20 protein-coding genes are annotated in these 20,775 nt (G+C 55.6%); 11 read left to right on the top strand and 9 right to left on the bottom strand.

Going from position 1 to position 20,775, the window contains the following annotated elements:
- Positions 1-2 precede the first annotated feature (2 nt).
- Positions 3-644 (top strand): bifunctional 4-hydroxy-2-oxoglutarate aldolase/2-dehydro-3-deoxy-phosphogluconate aldolase, encoded by a 642-nt coding sequence (gene kdgA, locus AC4IC4_RS13990; RefSeq protein WP_024909698.1) that lies wholly within the window; start codon positions 3-5, stop codon positions 642-644.
- A 42-nt stretch (positions 645-686) separates the two neighbouring features.
- Here kdgA and purT read toward each other — a convergent pair whose 3' ends face one another.
- A complete protein-coding gene (purT, locus tag AC4IC4_RS13985; protein ID WP_491471349.1) occupies positions 687-1,865 on the bottom strand; it encodes a formate-dependent phosphoribosylglycinamide formyltransferase in 1,179 nt (392 codons plus the stop codon).
- Between the two features lie 170 nt (positions 1,866-2,035).
- On the opposite strand from purT, the gene AC4IC4_RS13980 reads away from it, so the two are divergent.
- Positions 2,036-2,686, top strand: coding sequence for a tellurite resistance TerB family protein (locus AC4IC4_RS13980; protein ID WP_491471348.1), 651 nt, complete (start codon positions 2,036-2,038; stop codon positions 2,684-2,686).
- Positions 2,687-2,771: 85 nt separating this feature from the next.
- Positions 2,772-4,832 (top strand): oligopeptidase B, encoded by a 2,061-nt coding sequence (ptrB, locus tag AC4IC4_RS13975; RefSeq protein ID WP_491471347.1) that lies wholly within the window; start codon positions 2,772-2,774, stop codon positions 4,830-4,832.
- On the opposite strand, the gene exoX is transcribed toward ptrB, so the two are convergent.
- From exoX to AC4IC4_RS13960, 3 genes are all read right to left on the bottom strand, one after another.
- The gene (exoX, locus tag AC4IC4_RS13970; protein ID WP_010432611.1) at positions 4,829-5,491 is read right to left on the bottom strand and encodes an exodeoxyribonuclease X; all 663 of its coding nucleotides are present in this window, start codon (positions 5,489-5,491) and stop codon (positions 4,829-4,831) included. The genes ptrB and exoX overlap by 4 nt on opposite strands.
- 24 nt (positions 5,492-5,515) lie before the next feature.
- Positions 5,516-6,166, bottom strand: coding sequence for a nitrilase-related carbon-nitrogen hydrolase (locus AC4IC4_RS13965; protein ID WP_491471346.1), 651 nt, complete (start codon positions 6,164-6,166; stop codon positions 5,516-5,518).
- Between the two features lie 110 nt (positions 6,167-6,276).
- The gene (locus AC4IC4_RS13960) at positions 6,277-6,507 is read right to left on the bottom strand and encodes a DNA polymerase III subunit theta (protein ID WP_008500465.1); all 231 of its coding nucleotides are present in this window, start codon (positions 6,505-6,507) and stop codon (positions 6,277-6,279) included.
- Between the two features lie 137 nt (positions 6,508-6,644).
- Between AC4IC4_RS13960 and yobA the strand changes: the two genes are divergently transcribed.
- From yobA to AC4IC4_RS13945, 3 genes are read left to right on the top strand one after another with little or no spacing between them, the layout of a single operon-like run.
- Entirely contained in the window at positions 6,645-7,016 is a 372-nt protein-coding gene (gene yobA, locus AC4IC4_RS13955) for a CopC domain-containing protein YobA (RefSeq protein ID WP_032647771.1), read from the top strand.
- A gap of 1 nt (position 7,017) precedes the next feature.
- Positions 7,018-7,887 (top strand): copper homeostasis membrane protein CopD, encoded by an 870-nt coding sequence (gene copD, locus AC4IC4_RS13950; protein WP_417927547.1) that lies wholly within the window; start codon positions 7,018-7,020, stop codon positions 7,885-7,887.
- 16 nt (positions 7,888-7,903) lie between these two features.
- Complete coding sequence (locus AC4IC4_RS13945) at positions 7,904-8,242, top strand: YebY family protein (RefSeq protein ID WP_024909705.1); 339 nt, start codon at positions 7,904-7,906, stop codon at positions 8,240-8,242.
- 407 nt (positions 8,243-8,649) lie between these two features.
- Here the strand turns inward: AC4IC4_RS13945 and AC4IC4_RS13940 are convergent, their stop codons facing one another.
- Positions 8,650-9,591 carry a VirK/YbjX family protein gene (locus tag AC4IC4_RS13940; RefSeq protein WP_491471345.1) on the bottom strand — a complete coding sequence of 314 codons (942 nt, stop codon included), beginning with the start codon at positions 9,589-9,591 and terminating at the stop codon, positions 8,650-8,652.
- Between the two features lie 167 nt (positions 9,592-9,758).
- On the opposite strand from AC4IC4_RS13940, the gene pphA reads away from it, so the two are divergent.
- Positions 9,759-10,403: a protein-serine/threonine phosphatase gene (pphA, locus tag AC4IC4_RS13935; RefSeq protein ID WP_262808422.1), complete on the top strand. Its 645-nt coding sequence runs from the start codon at positions 9,759-9,761 to the stop codon at positions 10,401-10,403.
- A 34-nt stretch (positions 10,404-10,437) separates the two neighbouring features.
- Here the strand turns inward: pphA and AC4IC4_RS13930 are convergent, their stop codons facing one another.
- The 4 genes from AC4IC4_RS13930 to yebS all read right to left on the bottom strand — a co-directional run bounded on the left by AC4IC4_RS13930 (position 10,438) and on the right by yebS (position 16,189).
- The gene (locus AC4IC4_RS13930) at positions 10,438-10,677 is read right to left on the bottom strand and encodes a YebV family protein (RefSeq protein ID WP_008500472.1); all 240 of its coding nucleotides are present in this window, start codon (positions 10,675-10,677) and stop codon (positions 10,438-10,440) included.
- A 106-nt stretch (positions 10,678-10,783) separates the two neighbouring features.
- Positions 10,784-12,181, bottom strand: coding sequence for a 16S rRNA (cytosine(1407)-C(5))-methyltransferase RsmF (rsmF, locus tag AC4IC4_RS13925; protein ID WP_491472827.1), 1,398 nt, complete (start codon positions 12,179-12,181; stop codon positions 10,784-10,786).
- A gap of 122 nt (positions 12,182-12,303) precedes the next feature.
- The gene (locus AC4IC4_RS13920; protein ID WP_491471344.1) at positions 12,304-14,937 is read right to left on the bottom strand and encodes a PqiB family protein; all 2,634 of its coding nucleotides are present in this window, start codon (positions 14,935-14,937) and stop codon (positions 12,304-12,306) included.
- Entirely contained in the window at positions 14,906-16,189 is a 1,284-nt protein-coding gene (gene yebS, locus AC4IC4_RS13915; protein ID WP_491471343.1) for a membrane integrity lipid transport subunit YebS, read from the bottom strand. Before yebS ends, AC4IC4_RS13920 begins: the two co-directional genes overlap by 32 nt.
- 132 nt (positions 16,190-16,321) lie before the next feature.
- Here yebS and AC4IC4_RS13910 point away from each other — a divergent pair, with 132 nt between their 5' ends.
- From AC4IC4_RS13910 to htpX, 4 genes are all read left to right on the top strand, one after another.
- The gene (locus AC4IC4_RS13910) at positions 16,322-16,819 is read left to right on the top strand and encodes a GAF domain-containing protein (protein WP_032647756.1); all 498 of its coding nucleotides are present in this window, start codon (positions 16,322-16,324) and stop codon (positions 16,817-16,819) included.
- A gap of 96 nt (positions 16,820-16,915) precedes the next feature.
- Positions 16,916-17,602 carry an RNA chaperone ProQ gene (gene proQ / locus AC4IC4_RS13905; RefSeq protein ID WP_014170612.1) on the top strand — a complete coding sequence of 229 codons (687 nt, stop codon included), beginning with the start codon at positions 16,916-16,918 and terminating at the stop codon, positions 17,600-17,602.
- A 19-nt stretch (positions 17,603-17,621) separates the two neighbouring features.
- The gene (gene prc, locus AC4IC4_RS13900; protein WP_024909720.1) at positions 17,622-19,670 is read left to right on the top strand and encodes a carboxy terminal-processing peptidase; all 2,049 of its coding nucleotides are present in this window, start codon (positions 17,622-17,624) and stop codon (positions 19,668-19,670) included.
- Positions 19,671-19,863: 193 nt separating this feature from the next.
- Positions 19,864-20,745, top strand: coding sequence for a protease HtpX (gene htpX / locus AC4IC4_RS13895; protein ID WP_014884290.1), 882 nt, complete (start codon positions 19,864-19,866; stop codon positions 20,743-20,745).
- Positions 20,746-20,775 lie beyond the last annotated feature (30 nt).

The following is a 20,775-nucleotide window of genomic DNA, read 5'->3' as shown; positions in this document are numbered from 1 at the left end:
TGATGAAAAACTGGAAAACAAGTGCAGAAGCAATCCTGACCACTGGCCCTGTCGTGCCGGTTATCGTGGTAAACAAGCTGGAGCACGCTGTACCGATGGCGAAAGCGCTGGTTGCGGGCGGCGTTCGCGTTCTGGAAGTGACCCTGCGCACCGCCTGCGCGATGGATGCCATTCGCGCGATTGCTAAAGAAGTGCCGGACGCCATCATCGGTGCGGGTACCGTGACGAACGTAAAACAGCTGGCTGAAGTGACCGAAGCGGGCGCGCAGTTTGCCATCAGCCCGGGCCTGACCGAGTCGCTGCTGAAAGCCGCGACCGAAGGCACCATTCCGCTGATCCCGGGCATCAGCACCGTCTCTGAACTGATGCTGGGCATGGACTACGGTCTGAAAGAGTTCAAATTCTTCCCGGCTGAAGCGAACGGCGGCACTAAAGCGCTGCAGGCGATTGCGGGTCCCTTCTCTCAGGTACGCTTCTGCCCGACGGGGGGTATCTCTCCTGCCAACTACCGTGACTACCTGGCGCTGAAAAGCGTGCTGTGCATCGGTGGCTCATGGCTGGTTCCGGCGGATGCGCTGGAAGCGGGCGACTGGGATCGCATCACAAAACTGGCTCGCGAAGCGGTGGAAGGCGCGAAGCAGTAAGCCATTCGCCGCATGAAAAACGGGCCTTTCGGCCCGTTTTTTTTATCCCGTTACCTTAACGCTTGCTGCGGCTGCTTTCGCTCTCGCCACGGCGTCGTCAACGTTATCCCCGGTGGCTAATGCCACGCCAAGACGACGGGTACCGTCGATCTCCGGCTTGCCGAACAAACGTACCTGCAACCCGGCACCCACTGCCGCGTCGACGTTATCAAACGTAACGTTCTGGCTGGTTAACTGCGGCAGGATGACCGCCGAGGCGGCCGGGCCGTACTGACGGATACCGCCGACGGGCAGGCCGAGGAAGGCGCGCACGTGCAGGGCGAACTCGGAAAGATCCTGCGAAATCAGCGTGACCATGCCGGTGTCATGCGGGCGAGGGGAGACTTCGCTGAAAATCACCTCGTCGCCGCACACAAACAGCTCTACGCCGAACAGGCCATAGCCGCCCAGCGCGAGGACGGTTTTACGGGCGATCGCCTGCGCACGCTCCAGCGCCAGGGCGCTCATCTGCTGCGGCTGCCAGGATTCGCGGTAATCGCCATCTTCCTGACGGTGGCCAATCGGATCGCAGAAATGGACGCCGTCAACGGCGCTGACGGTCAGCAGGGTGATCTCGAAATCAAACTTCACGACGCCTTCAACGATGACGCGACCGGCGCCGGCGCGGCCACCCTGCTGGGCGTAATCCCACGCCTTATCGAGCGTGCTGCTATTGCGAATGAAGCTCTGCCCTTTACCGGAGGAGCTCATCACCGGCTTAACGATACACGGGTAGCCAATCTCCTCTACGGCCTGCAGGAACGCGGCTTTATCGCCCGCAAAACGGTAGCTCGAGGTGGGCAATCCCAGCTCTTCTGCCGCCAGGCGACGAATGCCTTCGCGGTTCATGGTCAGCTTTGCGGCTTTCGCGCAGGGCACCACGCGCTGGCCTTCCTGCTCCAGGGCGATCAGCGTATCGGTGGCAATCGCTTCAATTTCCGGTACAACGAAATCGGGCTTCTCGCGCGTAATCAGTTCGCGAAGGGCATCGCCATCCAGCATGTTAATCACATAAGAACGATGGGCGACGTGCATGGCGGGTGCGTCGGCGTAACGGTCTACGGCGATGACTTCCACACCTAAACGTTGGCACTCAATGGCGACCTCTTTTCCCAGCTCGCCCGATCCCAACAGCATCACTCGCGTCGCCGCAGGTCGCAGCGCAGTTCCTAAACGAATCATAACAATCCCCCTAAAAAAGTTGCGCGCAGTATAAACGAAAACGTTTGCGTCTGTCTTGCGCAGGGATAAACGCGAGGGCAGAAATTTGCGCTTCTTTAGCCCGACCAGACATTTCCTGACGCCCGCTCGCTTACGCTGTGGAACATGTTCACCGTTAAGTGAGGGAAACCATGTCTGGCTGGCTAAATCAATTGCAATCCCTGTTAGGGCAGAAAACATCGTCTTCCGGCGAGCGGGACCTCAGTAAACTGCTGGTACCCGGGGCGCTCGGCGGGCTGGCTGGCCTGCTGGTCGCGAATAAATCCTCGCGCAAGCTGCTGGCAAAGTACGGGACAGGCGCGCTGCTGGCCGGCGGCGGCGCCATCGCGGGCACCGTGCTGTGGAATAAGTACAAGGACCGGGTACGGACCGCGCACAGCGATGAACCGCATTATGGCGAGCACACCTCGCCGCTGGATCTGCGTACCGAACGGCTCATTCTTGCGCTGGTTTTTGCCGCGAAAAGTGACGGGCATATTGACGACAAAGAACGAGCGGCGATCGAGCAGCAGCTGCGCGAAGCCGGCGTTGAAGAGAAGGGAAGAGCGCTGGTGGCGCAGGCCATTGAACAGCCGCTCGAGCCGCAGCGTCTTGCGCAAAGTGTGAAAAATGAGGAAGAGGCGCTGGAGCTCTATTTCCTCAGCTGTGCCGCCATCGATATCGACCATTTTATGGAGCGGAGCTACCTTAACGCCCTGGGCGATGCGTTAAAGATCCCTCAGGACGTGCGCGAGGGCATTGAGCGGGATATCCGCGAACAAAAACAGGCGTTACAGGGATAGCCTCCGCCGTCGCGACGCTGTTTCGCTTGCATCATGCGTGGGTTTTGCCAACCTTATAGGGTGTAAAACTTAAAAGAATGATGACATGCCACCGAAAGCCCGACGTACTCCTTATGCGATCACCACGCATGGCGATACGCGCATAGACAACTATTACTGGCTGCGGGACGATTCGCGCTCCCGGCCAGAGGTACTCGACTACCTGCACGAGGAAAACGACTATGGCCGCAAGGTCATGTCCAGCCAGCAGACGCTTCAGGACCAACTGCTGAATGAGATGGTGCAGCGTATTCCTCAGCGTGATATCTCCGCGCCCTGGACCAAAAACGGCTATCGCTATCGCCATATTTACGAGCCCGGCAATGAGTATCCCATCTACCAGCGTCAGTCGGTATTAAGCGCCGAATGGGATGAGTGGGATATTCTGCTGGATGCCAACCAGCGCGCCGCCCACAGCGAATTTTATACTCTGGGCGGCATGTCCATTTCGCCGGATAACGCGGTGATGGCGCTGGCGGAGGATTATCTCTCCCGTCGCCAGTACGGCCTGCGTTTTCGCAATCTGGACACCGGCAACTGGTATCCGGAAATGCTGGAAAACGTTTCCCCGGATTTTGTCTGGGCGAATGATTCCGAGACGGTTTACTACGTCAAAAAGCACGCCTCGACGCTGCTGCCTTATCAGGTGTGGCGACACACCGTGGGAACAGACTCCGCTGACGACGAGCTGGTCTATGAAGAGAAAGACGAAACGTTCTATGTCAGCCTGCATAAAACCTCCTCGCGCCACTATGTGATTATCTTCCTGGCCAGCGCGACGACCTCGGAAGTTCTGCTGCTGGATGCCGAACTTCCCGACGCCCAGCCGCTCTGTTTCCTGCCGCGCCGCAAGGATCACGAGTACAGCCTGGATCACTTCCAGCACAGCTTTTATTTGCGCTCTAATCGCGAGGGCAAAAACTTTGGTCTCTATAAAACAAAAGTGCGCGATGAGCGCAAATGGGAGGTGCTTATCCCCGCGCGGGATCAGGTGATGCTTGAAGGGTTCACCCTGTTTACCGACTGGCTGGTGGTGGAAGAGCGTCAGCGCGGGCTGACCAGTATCCGGCAAATCAACCGTAAAACGCGGGAAGTGGTGGGGATCGCGTTCGACGACCCGGCCTATGTGACGTGGATTGGTTTCAACCCTGAACCTGAATCCTCGCGGCTGCGCTACGGCTACTCATCGATGACCACGCCGGACACCCTGTTTGAGCTGGATATGGATACCGGGCAGCGTCAGGTGATTAAACAGACCGAGGTCAAAGGGTTTGAGTCTGAAAACTACCGCAGCGAGCACCTGTGGGTCACCGCCCGGGATGGCGTCGAGGTCCCCGTCTCGCTCGTCTATCACAAAGCCCACTTCCAGAAAGGCAAAAACCCGATCCTGGTATACGGTTACGGCTCGTATGGCTCAAGCATGGACGCCGATTTCAGCAGCAGCCGGTTAAGCCTGCTCGATCGCGGCTTTGTTTTTGCCATCGCCCATATTCGCGGTGGCGGTGAACTGGGGCAGCACTGGTATGAAGACGGGAAATTCCTGAAAAAGAAAAACACCTTCAATGACTACCTCGACGTCTGCGATGCGCTGATTGAGCAGGGCTACGGGGATCCGCAGCTTTGCTTTGGGATGGGCGGCAGCGCGGGCGGCATGCTGATGGGGGCGGTGATCAACCAGCGTCCCGACCGCTTTAAGGGGATTGTCGCGCAGGTTCCGTTTGTCGATGTGGTGACGACCATGCTCGATGAATCCATCCCGCTTACGACAGGGGAGTTTGAAGAGTGGGGGAATCCGCAGGATGAGATGTACTACCGCTATATGAAAGCGTACAGCCCGTACGATAACGTGGAGGCGAAAGCCTACCCGCATATGCTTGTCACCACCGGTTTGCATGATTCTCAGGTGCAGTACTGGGAGCCGGCAAAATGGGTGGCAAAACTGCGGGAGCTGAAAACCGATGACAACCTGCTGCTGCTGTGTACCGATATGGACTCCGGTCACGGCGGGAAATCGGGACGATTTAAATCCTACGAAGGAGTTGCCCTGGAATATGCCTTTTTAATAGGCCTGGCGCAGGAGACGCTGCCAGGCCGTGCGGAGCGTTAAGCGTCGCCCAGATAATGTTTCAGCGTTAAGCGCAGTTCCGGGCTCATTCTGTCGAGGTTGTTATACAGCCAGCGCAAATAGCCCGGGTCTTTATCCGCCACCTCGGACACCGGCTTCCCGCGATATTTACCAAAGGTAAATGTGGTCAGAAGTGCAGGACGGCCGGTGATGGTCGCCATATCATCCGGCGTCCAGCCAGAGATATTCATAATATCTATCAGTAACGCGGCGGTGATATAGCAGTCATACAGGGCGCGGTGATGGTGCAGTCCCTCAGGCGTTCTGACGCTGAGCTTGCGGGATTTATACAGCGCCATATTGCTGTATTTAATCCCCGGCCACAGTCGACGAGCCAGCTTCATGGTACAAATCCATTCCCCCGGCATTTCAGGTAACACCCGGCGGTCAAAACTGGCGTTATGCGCGACGTACCACGGGCTACCGTAGTAGTGCGGAATGATCTCTTCGATCCACGGCTTATCCGCTACCATCGATTCGGTAATGCGATGGATAGCCATCGCCTGAGGGCTGATGGGGCGGTCGGGACGCACCAGATGGCTCATTGGGTTGACGATTTTACCATCAACCACGTCGACAGAGGCCACTTCCACTATTCCGCCCTGAAGATCGCAAGTTTCGGTATCGATGACGCGCAGCATTAAACACTCCTGAGCTTAAAACGCCTAGCCTAAAGGAATGACATCGCCTTGCCAACCCTCTCCGCCGAGCGTACCGGTCACCAGAAGCTCGCCCTTATCCGCGCGCACGATCAGTTGGCCTTTTTCATCCCACAGCGCACTGCCGCCGCAGGCGTTCGCCATCAGCACCGCAATAGCATACTTATGCGCGAAGCGCTGCAGGGTACTGATGGTCTGCCGCCAGCGGTGATCCTCTACGGACTGACTGCTGGTAAACAGCGAAGCTCTGGGATCGAGATTGGGTGAATCAGCATGCGCATCAATAATGCTGAGGTGTTTATCCCCCGGCACCAGGCTGGCACCGCTACCTTGCGGGTAGCGCAGGATGCGGTTACGGGCGGGCGTGAAGAGCGCGAGGCCTTTCTGGCGTTGACCATTCCGTTCCAGGGGGAGCCCGGCAATCACGGTAATCCGGTAAAAATGTGCCGCGTCAAGCAGCGGTTCCAGCTGGGCGTCATCGGGTGGGGGAGGTAACGTCGGTGCGCCTGAGCCCGTTAATGAGAGTTCAGGGAAGACCAGCAAATCACAGCGCTGCCGTGCTGCTTCGGCGATGAAGCGCAGGTGGTGCGTAACATGGTCATCCACACTCTGGTGCTGACCGCCATACTGAGCTGCCGCTATATTCCAATGTGACATCGTGACTTCCTTATACACTGAGTCGCAGAGATTTAAGAATACACCTAAATTTATCAGGGTTTTCTTATCCTGCCAGATTCCGCGTAAGGAAGTGTAACGACTCGTTAAGCTTATTTAACTTTAGGTTCGTACGGTAAACGGGAGAGGTTAACCGAGGCGAGACGGTGGGCGATTAATCTTTCGCGAAACCAGTCGCGCAGATGGGCGGGCTGTTCCCGTTCAACGACTTCAGCCACGACAGGCATGTTGTAACGCTCTTTAAACGCGACGCCAGCGGCAGCGAGATCGACATTTACTTTATCCATCTCGTCCTGCGGAAGGGCGGCCAGATTGATCTTCATTTCCTTCTCCTTTTTCTGCGGCGGCAACGTTACCGCGATTGCACGACGATGACAAGCGGAGGCAGGATGTTCCTCGACTCGCTTATTATACAGCGTTATTCTTTAGCTTACAGACATAACAAAAAGGAATGATTGCGATGGGTTTCTCCACCTCCCGCGCGGTATGCGCACTGGTTTTTGTGGCTTCAACGATGATGACACCCTCCGTGCTGGCACATGCACATCTTACACAGCAGATCCCGGCAGCAGACAGCGTAGTGACCGCACCGCAGGCACTGACGCTGAATTTTTCGGAAGGTATCGAACCTGGATTTAGCGGTGTGGTGGTGACGGACGTGCAAAAGCAGGTCATCAAAACGGGTACCGCTACGCGAGACGAAAAGAACAAGGCGCAACTCACCGTTCCGCTGGAACAAACGCTGACGTCAGGGACGTACCAGGTGGACTGGCATGTCGTCTCCGTAGACGGTCATAAAACCAAAGGCAGCTATCACTTTAGCGTGAAATAGCATGCTGGCGCTGTGTTATATCGGGTTGCGCTTTATCCATTTCGGGGCGCTGATGCTGGTTTTTGGTAATGCGCTTTACAGCGTCTGGTTTGCGCCTTCCTCTCTCCAGCGACTGATGTCCCGGCGTTTCCAGCTGCAGCAGAAAGTTGCTGCCTTGTTGAGCCTGGCGGCTGCACTCCTGATGTTTATGCTTCAGGGCGGACTGATGGGTAACGGCTGGGGCGATGTATTTGCTCCGCAGGTCTGGTATGGCGTACTGAGGACACAGTTTGGTGGCGTCTGGCTGTGGCAAATTATTCTTGCTGTGATGACGGTCGGTGCGGCATGGCTCGCGCCGCTGAAGGGGTCGCGGCTGCTGCTGCTCGCCATGGGCCAGCTTATCCTGCTGGCTGGGGTAGGTCACGCGGCGATGAACGACGGTCCGATGGGGTCATTGCAGCGGCTTAACTATGCTTTTCACCTGATCTGCGCGGCAGCCTGGCTTGGCGGATTGCTGCCCCTGTTGTTCTGCATGCGTCTGTCGAAAGGACGCTGGCAGAATGCCGCCATCTATACCATGATGCGCTTCTCGCGTGTGGGGCATTACGCCGTTGCGGGCGTGCTGCTCACCGGCGTGATAAATGCGCTCATGATACTGGGCGTCCATGTACCCTGGCAGGCTGGCTACGTGCAGTTTTTGTTGTTCAAATGTGCGCTGGTGGCGTTGATGGTGGTAATTGCGCTGGCAAATCGGTATTTTCTGGTGCCACGGTTTCGTCCGGAGACCGGGCGAGCACAACAGATTTTTATCAGGATGACACAGGCAGAAGTGGTGCTGGGCGCGCTGGTACTGGCAACGGTCAGTCTGTTCGCTACCTGGGAACCCTTCTGACAAGGTTAAATATCATATGAAAAAGACAGTACTTTCTCTCATATTGCTGGCCTGCACGGGGAGCGCGCTTGCCGCACCGCAGGTTATTACCGTCAGCCGTTTTGAAGTCGGTAAGGACAAATGGGCGTTCAATCGCGAAGAGGTGATGCTGACCTGCCGTCCGGGCCATGCGCTGTATGCCATTAACCCGAGCACGCTGGTGCAATACCCGTTAAATGATACCGCAGAGCAGCAGGTAGCCAGCGGCAAGAGTAGCGGCCAGCCGATCAGCATTATTCAGATCGATGACCCGGCGCATCCGGGACAAAAGATGAGTCTGGCGCCGTTTATCGAGCGTGCCGACAAGCTCTGCTAACGCTCAGGTTTCCAATAAAAAACCGCAGATGCTTGCGAAAGCACTGCGGTTTTTCACATTTTATGATGCTCTGGCGCTTTTTTTCCGACCGCTTTAGCTGTGGACTGGAAAACCTGGCGTCGTCATCTATTCTTAAAAGGCAAGGCGACTTAGCCTGCATTAATGCCAACTTTTAGCGCACGGCTCTCTCCCAAGAGCCATTTCCCTGGACCGAATACAGGAATCGTATTCGGTCTCTTTTTATCTGTATGAAAGTAAACGAGTAATCCCAACGCTATCTTTTCCATACAGCGCGTACGTCCTGTACGTCCTGCTAAAACATAACACAACACAGCATGCGGAAGTCCAGCCCTTTTTGCCTGTTTTGTTAAATTTTTGTGTGCAGTCAGATAAAGCAAGAGTCATCATTAGAAGCGGGACTTAACGGATACTTCTATTTCGTCAAGCAGCTCAAAGCGACGGCGGTATTCGGCACGTTTTTTACTGGCAATCTCTTCCAGGGATTTACGCTCCATGTGCAACGGCAACTGCCAGCAGAAGGCCGAAAGCTTTTTACCGCCCAGAGATCCCCAAAACTCATCGTAGCTTGCATGAAAATGGCGGCCTTTGCTGAGGCGATAGCGTAACGCGCGGAAAACGTGTCCCTCATCGCTGACGGCAAAAATCGCCCGGACAGAGGAGTGCACGGCCAGCTGGAAGAGGACTTCCATCAACACGCGCTTAGGGAACAGGCCGTGGCAGGCGCGGGTGGCCTGTTTAATGACGTCTCGCGATACGCAGCGACGAGGTCCCTGAAGGCCGCCGATGACCATGACTTGCTGACCGTTGCTGCGTGCGACGCTAAAGGTCAGGCTGGCCAGCAGCGTATCCTCGTTGTCGCGAAGCCACAGTGTGCTTTCGCCTTCTCGCTCGGCTTTACCCGCAGAGGACGCATTGACCGTATAGATAACACCGTCTTTGGCATGGAACTGCGCAACGGGTTGCTCCTGCGGGCTGGTCAGGGACTGGGCGAGGCCGCTCTCTTTCAGGCTATCAATCCAGTAATAATGGCTAACGATAGCGTCGGCGCGATCGTTAGCCGTCAGGCCGCGCATCAGGTACTGCCGGTGGGTTTTGCTCGGCAATGTAATTTGAGAGGCCAGCAGTTTGTCGAAATCGTCGCGACCAGAAAGGGCTTCCAGCATGCGATGGGTAGAAGACCAGAACAGAAGCGAGCGTAAAAGGAACTTCAGGCGATATTCGCGTTTCCGCCAGATTGGCCCCGGCACGCGTTTACCGTTCACCAGCTCGGAAATAATATTTGTGCGATGCGGATAAAAAACATCGTTATGCAGGTGCGTATTAGACACGTGAAGACCCCTCTTTTTTTTCTAGCCTTATTCTAAAGAGTCAATAAAAAGGGATTAATAGCGCGAGGATCTTTATTTCTGTTTGGTTTACCGTTTGTTTCACTTCGTGAGGACCGCGCCTGTCAGTGGGCTTTTCTGCGGTAGCTATACTGTTAAAAGGAGGTCCTATGTATCAGCGAATTGAAGGTGGCGAGTGGCGTCACGTCTGGGTTGTCAGCGATATACACGGCTGTTATCAGTGGCTTATGGAGGAGCTTAAACGCCGTCATTTTAACCCGTATGAGGATTTGCTTATTTCCGTTGGGGATATGATCGATCGTGGACCTGATAGCGTGAAATGCTTGCAGTTAATTCATGAAAAATGGTTTCGTGCCGTGCGGGGCAACCATGAGCAAATGGCGCTCGACGGTCTGGATAATAACGATTTTTCTCTCTGGATGATGAATGGCGGAATGTGGTTTGCGCAGCTTGAACGCGACCAGCAACAGCTTGCGCTGTCGTTGCTCGAGGCCTGTCGCGATTTACCGCATATCATTGAGATAACCTGTGCGAACGGTCTGAACGTGATTGCCCATGCGGATTATCCGGCAGCGGAATACCGCTGGCAAAAACCGGTCAGTGCCCATCGCGTTTTATGGGACCGCGATCGGTTGATGGGGTTTATGGTGGGCAAAGGGCAGGGCATCAGCGGTGCAGATCATTTCTGGTTCGGACATACGCCCGTCGACAGAAGGTATGATTTTGACAATCTTCACTACATTGATACGGGCGCCGTATTTGACGGTTACTTTACGCTGGCGCAGCTGCAGTAATAAATAACCCGCCTTCGGGCGGGTTCTCTTTAGGTCAGGCAAGACGCATGACCCAGGCATCGGTTTTACTATCGTAATGCTCACGGTAAAGGACAGAGTGTTCGCCATCAAGTATTGCCGGGACGCTGGTATCTGCATCCCATGCATCGAGCTGCATGCACAAATCCGGGTCGGATTTGCAGGGAATACTTAACGTTCGATCGCCTTGTGCTTCGCCGCGCAGCTCTGCGTCGTCGATCTCAAAAGCGCCAATACGCACGCTGGTTTTCGTCATAGTGCTCTCCGGGTCGGTTGTCAAAATCTGGTATGACCAGTGCAGTCACCCATTTTTGATCGTAGACAAGGAGAGCAAAATCGCCAGTAAAAAAATGCGCTTTTTTTCAGGCAGTGCGATCGTTACCGGTAAACAGCCGACCATCCCGAACCAACTCGCGCGGATAGCTGTTTTTCAGCCTTGAGCCGACTTTTTTTGCCAGCCCCAGCGGGTATCCCTGATACGTCACTATCACTTCATCGCCTGACGGCGTGTTTTCGGGATAAACATCGCGACCGCGGTACCACTCTTCCGCTTCCTGATGCGTCAGGGCAAAGGTATTCTCGCGTCCGGCAAGGGCGATAACGGCCTCATGCTGCCAGCGATACCCTTTATTATGCACTTCCGCCAGGCGGATCCCGATCCGGGAAAAACGGACCTTTCCGATGAGCGGCTCAATCTGTGCCGGGAACAGCCATATCTCTTTATCACGCATCCAGGGGCGCAGGCTCTCATCCCAGACCAGCCCAACCTTTTTGGCGGCGGCTTCAAGCTGTGCTGCATCGCGACCTTTAAGAGGGGCAAACGGGAAGTTGCCGACCTTGAATTTAGGTGCGGGCAGGGGAGCAACCGCCTGCGTTTTACGCAGACGCGCCACAAAGAACCCTTCGCAGTCGTAAATCTGCGGGAACACGTGGAGGAAACCTTCGGGGGTGACAGCCTCTTGTGCTGAGGCAAACAGATCGTTTAGCGGCAGGAACTCGACCGCATCCGGGTAGTTCGCTTTCAACCACAGGCAAACGTCTTCGTTTTCATCGCGGTTTAAGGTGCACGTTGAATAGACCAGCGTGCCGCCAGGGCGCAAAGCGTGAAATGCGCTCTCGATCAGCTCTCGCTGCGTGGCGGCGATCTCCAGGTTGCTTTCCACGGACCAGTTCTTTAACGCATCGGGATCTTTGCGCACCACCCCTTCGCCGGAGCAAGGGGCGTCCAGCAGAATGGCATCGAAGGCTTCCGGTAGGGCGGCGCCAAACACGCGTCCGTCGAAGTGCGTCAGTGCAACATTATGAATACCGCAGCGGCTGATGTTGGCATGCAGCACCTTCACGCGGCTGGCGGAAAACTCATTAGCAAGGATCGCCCCCCGGTTACCCATCCGGGCGGCAATTTGCGTGGTTTTTGAGCCGGGCGCTGCGGCAACATCCATCACGCGCTCAGGTGCGTTGCCATCGGCGAACAGGGCGGCAACCGGCAGCATCGAGCTGGCTTCCTGAATATAGAACAGACCGCTCAGATGTTCAGCGGTACTGCCCAGCGGGAGTGAGGCTTCGTCATCGCGTTCGATCCAGAACCCCTCAGCACACCACGGTACCGGCGTAAGCTGCCAGCTGTACGGCGAGACCAGTGCCAGAAAATCATCGACGCTGATTTTCAACGTGTTGACGCGAATACTTCGGCGTAACGGACGCTGGCAGGCGGCGATAAAATCGTCTAACGACAGGTGAGAAGGAAGCGCCTCGCGCATCTGCGCCAGGAATTGTTCAGGAAGAAATACGGAGTTTTGAGCCACGGGCACACCACAGGGAAAAGTTCAGGTGCGCAGTGTAACATAAAGGCTCCGGTGCGTTGACACCGGAGCCTTGCTGTTTAACGTGGCAGGGCGGTTCCCCATTCGCGCCACTCTTTCGGTTCGCTTTCGAGCAGCAGGAAGTGTTTACCTGGCTGCGCTTTCGGCGCCAGCGGCGTTCCCGGCGGCGTGGCAAACGCGATACCGCCGCGAATGAACTGGTTGAAGGTGCCGGTTTTCACCACGCCACCCGTCAGGCCGAAGTCCAGCGAGTAGCCGGATGCCAGCCAGAATACCGAGTTATTTCGAACCAGGTGCTGGTAGCGTTCGCTGATGCGTAACGCCACCATCACGCGGTCGGAGAGTGTACCGAGCGTCAGGCCCGTGACCGTACCCACCTCAATGCCGCGGAACAGTACCGGTGTGCCGATGTTCAGCGAGCCTGCTTCCGGCACTTCCACCACGATGCTCAGGCCGCCAAGGTAGCGCGAGTCGGTGATCGTGGCTTCCTGCAGCTCGAAATCGCGACGGGCATTGCCCTGGCCGGGCTCAACGTTGATGTACGGCTGCAAAATGGTGTCGAGATGCTCAACGCCCGCGGCCGAGATCTGCGGCGTGACCACCGAGAAGCGCGAGCCCGTGCGGGCGAAGGTCTGCACATATTCCGGATAAAGCACGGCAGTGGCCTGCACCTCGTTACGCGAGGTAATCAGCGTCAGCTTCTGGATCTGCCCGATATCAATACCCAGATAGCGAATTGGCATGCCTTCCGCCAGCTTACCGGCATCAAACGCGTGCAGGGTTATCTGTCCGCCCACTGCACGTGCGGCGGTTTCGGACGGGAAGAGAATACGCTTATCACCTTTGCGCAAATTCGCACCCGCGCCGCTGAGATTATCGAAGCTAATCGCCCCGCGCAGCGCGCGTGAGAGCGGGGAGGCCTGCACGGTCAGCCCGTTACCGTTAAGCTGAACTTTCGCGCCGCCTTCGGCCCAGAAGACGCTGTTTGGCGTCAGCAGCTTGCGGTACTCCGGCTTGATGTGCAGTTCGATATCAAAGGCGTCCGCACGCGGGCGAACGGTGATCACTTCCCCGACTTCAAACTTGCGATAAAGCACCACGGATCCCGCCTGTACGTCCGGCAGCGTTTCGGCGCTTAGCGTCAGCGTGGTGGTCGGAAGATCGCTCAGGCTGTTTTCAATCGCTTTCTCCAGGTTGGCATACAGCGGATAGCTGTCGCGCACGGGGCCTTTATCGCCAGGCAAAATACGGATGCCGCCGTTCACCCATTCGCTGGCGCTGGCGCCGAGGAACTCCACGCCGTCCAGACCGACCTTCACATCGACGCGACTGTTCACCACGAATTTGCTGTCACCGTGCACCAGGTCGCTGTATTGCGGATCGATGGCGACCGAGAACGTCACGCCATCCGCGGAGAGCTTACGCTCCAGCACCTGACCGACCTGCACGCCGTGTAAAATTAGCGGCTGTCCGGCTTCGATACCGTAACTTTCTGGCGCATTCAGGGTAACCGTCACCACGCCCGGTTTTTGCAACAGAGCTTTATCCGCCGGGGCAATCACGAAGCTATTGCTGGGTTCACCTTCACCGGGGATGAGCTCAAACGTATTGCCGGTCAACAGCGTGCTGAGGCTGGCATCGTTCAGAGAGAGCTTTGGACTGCGCATTTCGATACGCGTTTTCTCGCGCAGGAGATCGACCACGCTCGGGTCGACCGTCATTTCGCCGGTGACCGAGCCGCCCGGGTTGAGCGTCATTTTGGTGAGCTGACCAACCTGCAATCCCTGATACATCAGCGGCGTTGAGCCCGCTTTTAGCCCTTTAGCATCGGGCAGGGCGAGTTTGACGATCACGCCGCGCTGGCTGTGCGCCAGGTCAGCATACAATCCAAATGAGTCATCAGCGGTGGCAGGGCTTGAGTTTTCCGGGGAGTCAAAGGCAATAGCGCCATTCACCAGCGCGGCCAGACTCTCCAGCTTCACTTTCGCACCGCTCAGGCTGAGATCCGCATCCACGCCGGAGACGTTCCAGAAGCGGCTGCCTTTTTTCACCAGATTGGTGAAGCGACGCTCGATCAGCACGTCGATGGTGACGCCCTGTTTATTCGGGTTAATCGCGTAGTCGTACACGCGGCCAACCGGGATTTTGCGGAAATAGACCAGTGAGCCACTGTTCAGAGAACCGAGATCCGGCGCCTGCAGATGGATCATCAAATCGCCGTTATTGAGGCGGTACTTAGGCTGCGTATCCAGAGCAACAAAGTGATCCTGCGGCTCGCCTTTACCCGGCATCATGCCAATATAGTTACCGCCCACGAGCGCATCCAGCCCGGACACGCCGGCCAGAGAGGCTTTAGGCGTCACCAGCCAGAACTGCGTTTCGCTGCGCAGGGCATCCTGCATGTCAGATTTAATACTGACCCGCACCTGAATCTTGTTCAGCCCTTTTCCAAGGGAGATGTCCTGAACCGTACCTACTTCAACCCCCTGGAAGCGAACGGGCGTTCGCCCGGCGACGATGCCGTCCGCGGTCTGGAAATCAATGGTGACCGTACTCCCGCGATCTTCATAGCTCGTCCAGATAAGCCAGCCTGCAATCATCAGGGCGATGACGGGCAGCAACCAGAATGGCGAAATGCGGCGTTTTGTTTTAATTCTCGCTTCAGTCGACGAAGCGGGGGTTTCCTGACTCATGTGCATCCCAAAGTAAGCGGCTATCCAGCCATTCCACAGCAAGAATAGTCAATATCACCGCAGAGCCGAAATAAAAAGCCGCGGGTCCCATTGTAAAAGCAAGTAGCTGGTCGCGATTGATGAGCGACATCATCAGCGAAATCACGAACAGATCTAACATTGACCAGCGGCCAATCCAGGTGACGAACCGCAGAAGCAGAATGCGTGTTCGTAAGCCTTGTTCACATTTAAAGTGAATGCTGATGAGCAGGGTAAACATCACCACCACTTTGGTAAAGGGAACCAGGATACTGGCAATAAAGACGATCGCCGCCACCCCGACGTTACTGTGTGCAAGGGAGATAATCCCGGAGAGGATAGTATCCTCCTGACGCCCGCCATTCACGTAAATGATAGAAATCGGCAGCATATTGGCTGGGATCAGAAACACCAGGGAGGCGATCAGCGCGGCCCAGCATTTTTGCAGGCTGTTGTTGCGCCGCAGTCTCAGCGGAATGTGGCACCGCGGGCAGCGTCCACGCGCGTCGGGTAAGCCGGTATAGTGGCATCCCAGACAGACGCGCAGATTTTCATCGGGGCGTGTAGCGGGGCGCTGAGGGTAAAACCGTTCCCAGAGCTGCTCAACGTTCAGGTGAATCAGCGTCAGGATGCTTAGCAATACCAGGCAGATGAAAGCAAAGAGCCCGATACCGGGCTGCAAAAAGGCGTAGTCCTGTACCTTTATTGACGCAACGCCCACGCCCACCAGATAAATATCCAGCATCACCCACTCTTTGAGCTTATCCAGCATCAGCAGCACCGGGCGAAGGTTCATGCCGAGGATATTGCCAAACCAAAGATAGGCAATGGCGGCAACCAGCACCAGCGGCGCGCCAACGGTGCAGAACAGCACCATGGCGGCGGTGATGGGATCGCCCTGACGGGTCATCTGCCAGATACCCTGCAGCACGTTGGCGTCAATGCGCACGCCAAGCAGGTAGAGTTTCAGCAGCGGTTCGCTCCAGGCGAAGGGCATCAGCAGCAGCATGGTGACGGCCATGGCGGCGAGACGGGTTAACGACCAGTCTCGGCCATCGCGAATTTTGGCGTCGCAGCGGGGACAGAAGGCACTTTGGTGCGATTTCATCTTCGGCAACATAAAAAGCGTATCGCACTGGGGGCAACGCTGATAATGTGCACGTGGCAAAGCTTCGCTTACCGTATGGACAGTTATCTTTCTTTTCGGCGTAATTTTGGTTGTTTTTAAGGCCATCAGCTGCGCACAAATAAGTATTGTTGAAAGTTATAATAACTCATGAACGGATTCATCTTGAGCATGAGCGCATTTAATGCTTATTTTAATAGGCTATGCGGTAAATTTGTAAGACAACTAAGTGATTGAATAATGAACAAAACAGAATTCTACGCGGATCTGAACCGCGATTTTAAGGCATTGATGGCGGGTGAGACCAGCTTCTTAGCCACTCTGGCAAATACTAGCGCATTGCTGTTTGAACGTCTCTCTGAGGTGAACTGGGCCGGCTTTTACCTTCTGGAAGGTGAAACGCTGGTGCTCGGTCCGTTCCAGGGCAAACTGGCCTGCGTGCGTATTCCGGTAGGGCGCGGCGTATGCGGTACGGCGGTGGCCGAGAATCAGGTCCAGCGTGTGGAAGATGTTCATGCATTTGACGGGCACATTGCCTGCGATGCCGCCAGTAATTCTGAAATCGTTCTGCCTCTGGTGGTCAAAAATCAGATTATTGGCGTTCTGGATATCGACAGTACGGTCTTCAGTCGCTTTACAACCGAGGACGAACAGGGGCTGCGCGAGCTGGTGGCTAATCTGGAAAACGTCCTCGCGGCAACCGATTATCAAAAATTCTTTGCGAGCGTCGCAGGATAATCAACGGATAACGTAGCATTTACTGATAGCGTCATTATAATGACGCCTGTTCATGCCTGCGCTTGTTGGCAACGTCCGTTGTAATCAGGAAATTTCATGGAAAATCAACCTAAGTTGAATAGCAGTAAAGAAGTTATCGCATTTCTGGCCGAGCGTTTCCCGCAGTGCTTCAGCGCGGAAGGTGAAGCGCGTCCCCTGAAAGTCGGTATTTTTCAGGATCTGGTGGCACGTGTTGAAGGGGAAATGAACCTCAGCAAAACTCAGCTGCGTTCCGCCTTACGTCTTTATACTTCGAGCTGGCGTTACCTGTACGGTATCAAAGCTGGCGCGACCCGCGTGGATCTCGACGGCAACCCGTGTGGTGAGCTGGACGAGCAGCACGTTGAGCACGCGCGCAAGCAGCTCGAAGAAGCCAAAGCACGCGTTCAGGCACAACGTGCAGAACAGCAGGCGAAAAAGCGCGAAGCCGCCGCGGCAAACGGCCAGGAAGAAGCGCCTCGTCGTGAGCGTAAACCACGCCCTGCGCCGCGTCGTAACGATAATAACGATCGCAAACCGCGTGCAGACAAACCAGCAGCAAAAGCCCCGCGTGCCCCTCGTGAAGAGCCGCGCCATACGCCGGTTTCTGACATTAACGCCCTGAGCGTAGGTCAGGCGCTGAAGGTAAAAGCGGGTAACAATGCTATGGACGCCACCGTACTGGAAATCACCAAAGATGGCGTTCGTGTACAGCTGACTTCTGGTATGTCAATGATTGTACGCGCAGAACACTTGTTGTTCTGAAACGGAGGCCAAGCCTGGCATGAACACTTTTTTTAAGCTCACCGCGCTGGCGGGCCTGTTTGCCATAACAGGTCACGCTTTTGCAGTGGACGATATCACGCGTGTTGATCAAATTCCGGTTCTCAAGGAAGAGACGCAGCACGCGACGGTGAGCGAGCGCGTGACCTCACGTTTTACCCGCTCGCACTATCGTCAGTTCGATCTCGATCAGGCCTTTTCGGCCAAAATCTTTGACCGCTATCTGAACTTGCTGGATTACAGCCATAACGTTTTGCTCGCCAGCGATGTCGAGCAGTTCGCTAAGCGCAAATCCGAGGTGGGTGATGAGTTGCGCTCAGGCAAGCTGGATCTGTTCTACGATCTCTACAATCTGTCGCAAAAGCGCCGCTTCGAACGCTATCAGTACGCGCTGAAAGTGCTGGAACGTCCGATGGACTTCACCGGCAACGACACCTTTAATCTGGATCGCAGTAAAGCACCCTGGCCGAAAGATGAAGCCGAGTTGAATGCGCTGTGGGACGGTAAAGTTAAATACGATGAACTGAGCCTTAAGCTTACCGGCAAAGACGAAAAAGAGATCCGTGACACGCTGACGCGTCGTTACAAATTCGCCATTCGTCGTCTGGCGCAGACCAACAGTGAGGATGTCTTCTCGCTGGCCATGACGGCCTTTGCTCACGAAATCGATCCGCACACCAACTATCTCTCTCCACGCAACACCGAACAGTTCAATACCGAGATGAGCCTGTCTCTTGAAGGTATCGGCGCGGTGCTGCAGATGGACGATGATTACACGGTGATCAATTCGATGGTTGCGGGCGGCCCGGCATCCAAAAGCAAAGCGATTAGCGTAGGCGATCGTATTGTGGGTGTAGGACAAACCGGACAGAACATGGTCGACGTGATCGGCTGGCGTCTTGATGACGTGGTTGCGCTGATCAAAGGTCCGAAAGGCAGCAAAGTTCGTCTGGAAGTCCTGCCAGCCGGAAAAGGCACCAAAACCCGTATCGTTACCCTGACCCGCGAGCGTATCCGTCTGGAAGACCGCGCGGTGAAAATGTCGGTGAAAACCGTGGGTAAAGAGAAGGTGGGTGTCCTGGATATTCCTGGCTTCTACGTTGGGCTGACTGACGATGTGAAAGTTCAGCTGCAGAAGCTTGAAAAGCAGAACGTCAGCAGCATTATCATCGACCTGCGCAGTAACGGCGGCGGAGCGCTGACGGAAGCGGTTTCACTCTCTGGTCTGTTCATTCCATCGGGTCCCGTGGTGCAGGTGCGCGATAACAACGGTAAAGTGCGTGAAGATGCCGACAACGACGGTGTGGTCTACTACAAAGGCCCGCTGGTGGTCCTGGTTGACCGCTTCAGTGCTTCCGCGTCTGAGATCTTTGCCGCTGCCATGCAGGATTATGGCCGTGCGCTGATCGTCGGTGAGCCAACCTTCGGGAAAGGCACCGTTCAGCAGTATCGTTCTCTTAATCGTATCTACGATCAAATGCTGCGTCCGGAATGGCCTGCACTGGGCTCGGTTCAGTACACCATTCAGAAATTCTACCGCGTGAATGGCGGCAGTACGCAGCGTAAGGGCGTAACGCCGGACATTATGATGCCGACAGGCACGGAAGAGACGGAAACCGGCGAGAAGTTTGAAGATAACGCGTTACCGTGGGACAGCATCAATGCCGCGACCTACGTGAAAGCGGGTGATATGACGCAATTTGGCCCTGAACTGCTGAAAGCGCATAACGACCGCATCGCGAAAGATCCGGAATTCCAGTACATCATGAAGGACATCGCACGCTTCAATGCCCTGAAAGATAAGCGGAATATCGTTTCTCTGAACTACGCACAGCGTGAGAAAGAGAACAACGAAGACGATGCAACCCGCCTGGCGCGTATCAACGATCGCTTCAAGCGTGAAGGCAAGCCACTGCTCAAAAAACTGGACGATCTGCCAAAAGATTACCAGGAGCCGGATCCGTATCTGGATGAGACGGTACATATCGCTCTCGACCTGGCGAATCAGGAAAAAGAGAAACCTGCCGTACAGCCCGCTCCGGCAAAATAATCGCCCAACAGGCACAAGAAATTGTGCCTGTTTCTTTTTGTTCTTCATCCTTCCGTCAGCCAGATTTCCAATTGTGTAAAGTTGTGTCTTTCTGGTGACTTACGCCCGTCGGATGCTTGAAAATAGCCGCAATACCCATACGATGTGGGTAATCGCATAGTGCGTTTTGTTAAACTGAGGTAAAAAGAAAATTATGATGCGAATCGCGCTCTTCCTGCTCACCAACCTGGCGGTCATGGTGGTTTTCGGGCTCGTGCTAAGCCTGACAGGAATTCAGTCGAGCAGCGTTCAGGGTCTGTTGATTATGGCGCTGCTGTTTGGTTTTGGTGGCTCGTTCATCTCCCTGCTGATGTCGAAGTGGATGGCACTGAAATCGGTGGGTGGTGAGGTTATTGAACAGCCGCGTAACGATATGGAACAGTGGCTGATGAATACGGTGGCTCAGCAATCCCGTCAGGCCGGCATCGCCATGCCGCAGGTGGCCATTTACCATGCTCCGGACATCAACGCGTTCGCCACGGGCGCCCGTCGCGATGCGTCACTGGTTGCCGTCAGCACCGGTCTGCTGCAGAACATGAGCCGTGACGAAGCTGAAGCGGTTATTGCCCACGAAATCAGCCATATCGCCAACGGTGACATGGTGACCATGACCCTGATTCAGGGTGTGGTGAACACCTTCGTGATCTTCATCTCCCGTATCCTGGCGCAGATTGCGGCTGGCTTTATGGGTGGCAACCGCGACGAAGGTGAAGAGAGCAACGGCAACCCGCTGATCTACTTCGCCGTGTCGATGGTTCTGGAACTGGTATTCGGTATTCTGGCCAGCATCATCACCATGTGGTTCTCTCGTCACCGTGAATTCCACGCGGATGCCGGCTCTGCGAAACTGGTTGGTCGTGAGAAGATGATTGCCGCGCTGCAGCGTCTGAAAACCAGCTACGAGCCGCAGGAAGCGAACAGCATGATGGCCTTCTGCATTAACGGTAAATCCAAATCGCTGAGCGAGCTGTTTATGTCTCACCCGCCACTGGATAAACGTATTGAAGCGCTGCGCAGTGGGGAATACCTGAAGTAACGCCAGGAACCCTAATAAGCCGGGCAGGAG

The sequence above is a fragment of the Enterobacter sp. Taxon_2 genome, from assembly GCF_058355295.1.
Note: the sequence above shows the minus strand (reverse complement) of the source record. Positions and strands in the feature narration are given on the sequence as shown.

Bases quoted from the DNA above. Each gene is read 5' to 3' on its own strand.
- ptrB (WP_491471347.1), top strand. From the start codon at position 2,772: ATGCCACCGAAAGCCCGACGTACTCCTTATGCGATCACCACGCATGGC.
- AC4IC4_RS13980 (WP_491471348.1), top strand. From the start codon at position 2,036: ATGTCTGGCTGGCTAAATCAATTGCAATCCCTGTTAGGGCAGAAAACA.
- rsmF (WP_491472827.1), bottom strand. From the start codon at position 12,181: ATGCGCGAGGCGCTTCCTTCTCACCTGTCGTTAGACGATTTTATCGCC.
- purT (WP_491471349.1), bottom strand. From the start codon at position 1,865: ATGATTCGTTTAGGAACTGCGCTGCGACCTGCGGCGACGCGAGTGATG.
- yebS (WP_491471343.1), bottom strand. From the start codon at position 16,189: ATGGCCTTAAAAACAACCAAAATTACGCCGAAAAGAAAGATAACTGTC.
- AC4IC4_RS13930 (WP_008500472.1), bottom strand. From the start codon at position 10,677: ATGACGAAAACCAGCGTGCGTATTGGCGCTTTTGAGATCGACGACGCA.
- AC4IC4_RS13965 (WP_491471346.1), bottom strand. From the start codon at position 6,166: ATGTCACATTGGAATATAGCGGCAGCTCAGTATGGCGGTCAGCACCAG.
- kdgA (WP_024909698.1), top strand. From the start codon at position 3: ATGAAAAACTGGAAAACAAGTGCAGAAGCAATCCTGACCACTGGCCCT.
- prc (WP_024909720.1), top strand. From the start codon at position 17,622: ATGAACACTTTTTTTAAGCTCACCGCGCTGGCGGGCCTGTTTGCCATA.
- AC4IC4_RS13960 (WP_008500465.1), bottom strand. From the start codon at position 6,507: ATGAAGATCAATCTGGCCGCCCTTCCGCAGGACGAGATGGATAAAGTA.
- pphA (WP_262808422.1), top strand. From the start codon at position 9,759: ATGTATCAGCGAATTGAAGGTGGCGAGTGGCGTCACGTCTGGGTTGTC.
- AC4IC4_RS13945 (WP_024909705.1), top strand. From the start codon at position 7,904: ATGAAAAAGACAGTACTTTCTCTCATATTGCTGGCCTGCACGGGGAGC.
- yobA (WP_032647771.1), top strand. From the start codon at position 6,645: ATGGGTTTCTCCACCTCCCGCGCGGTATGCGCACTGGTTTTTGTGGCT.
- AC4IC4_RS13920 (WP_491471344.1), bottom strand. From the start codon at position 14,937: ATGAGTCAGGAAACCCCCGCTTCGTCGACTGAAGCGAGAATTAAAACA.
- proQ (WP_014170612.1), top strand. From the start codon at position 16,916: ATGGAAAATCAACCTAAGTTGAATAGCAGTAAAGAAGTTATCGCATTT.
- copD (WP_417927547.1), top strand. From the start codon at position 7,018: ATGCTGGCGCTGTGTTATATCGGGTTGCGCTTTATCCATTTCGGGGCG.
- htpX (WP_014884290.1), top strand. From the start codon at position 19,864: ATGATGCGAATCGCGCTCTTCCTGCTCACCAACCTGGCGGTCATGGTG.
- AC4IC4_RS13910 (WP_032647756.1), top strand. From the start codon at position 16,322: ATGAACAAAACAGAATTCTACGCGGATCTGAACCGCGATTTTAAGGCA.
- exoX (WP_010432611.1), bottom strand. From the start codon at position 5,491: ATGCTGCGCGTCATCGATACCGAAACTTGCGATCTTCAGGGCGGAATA.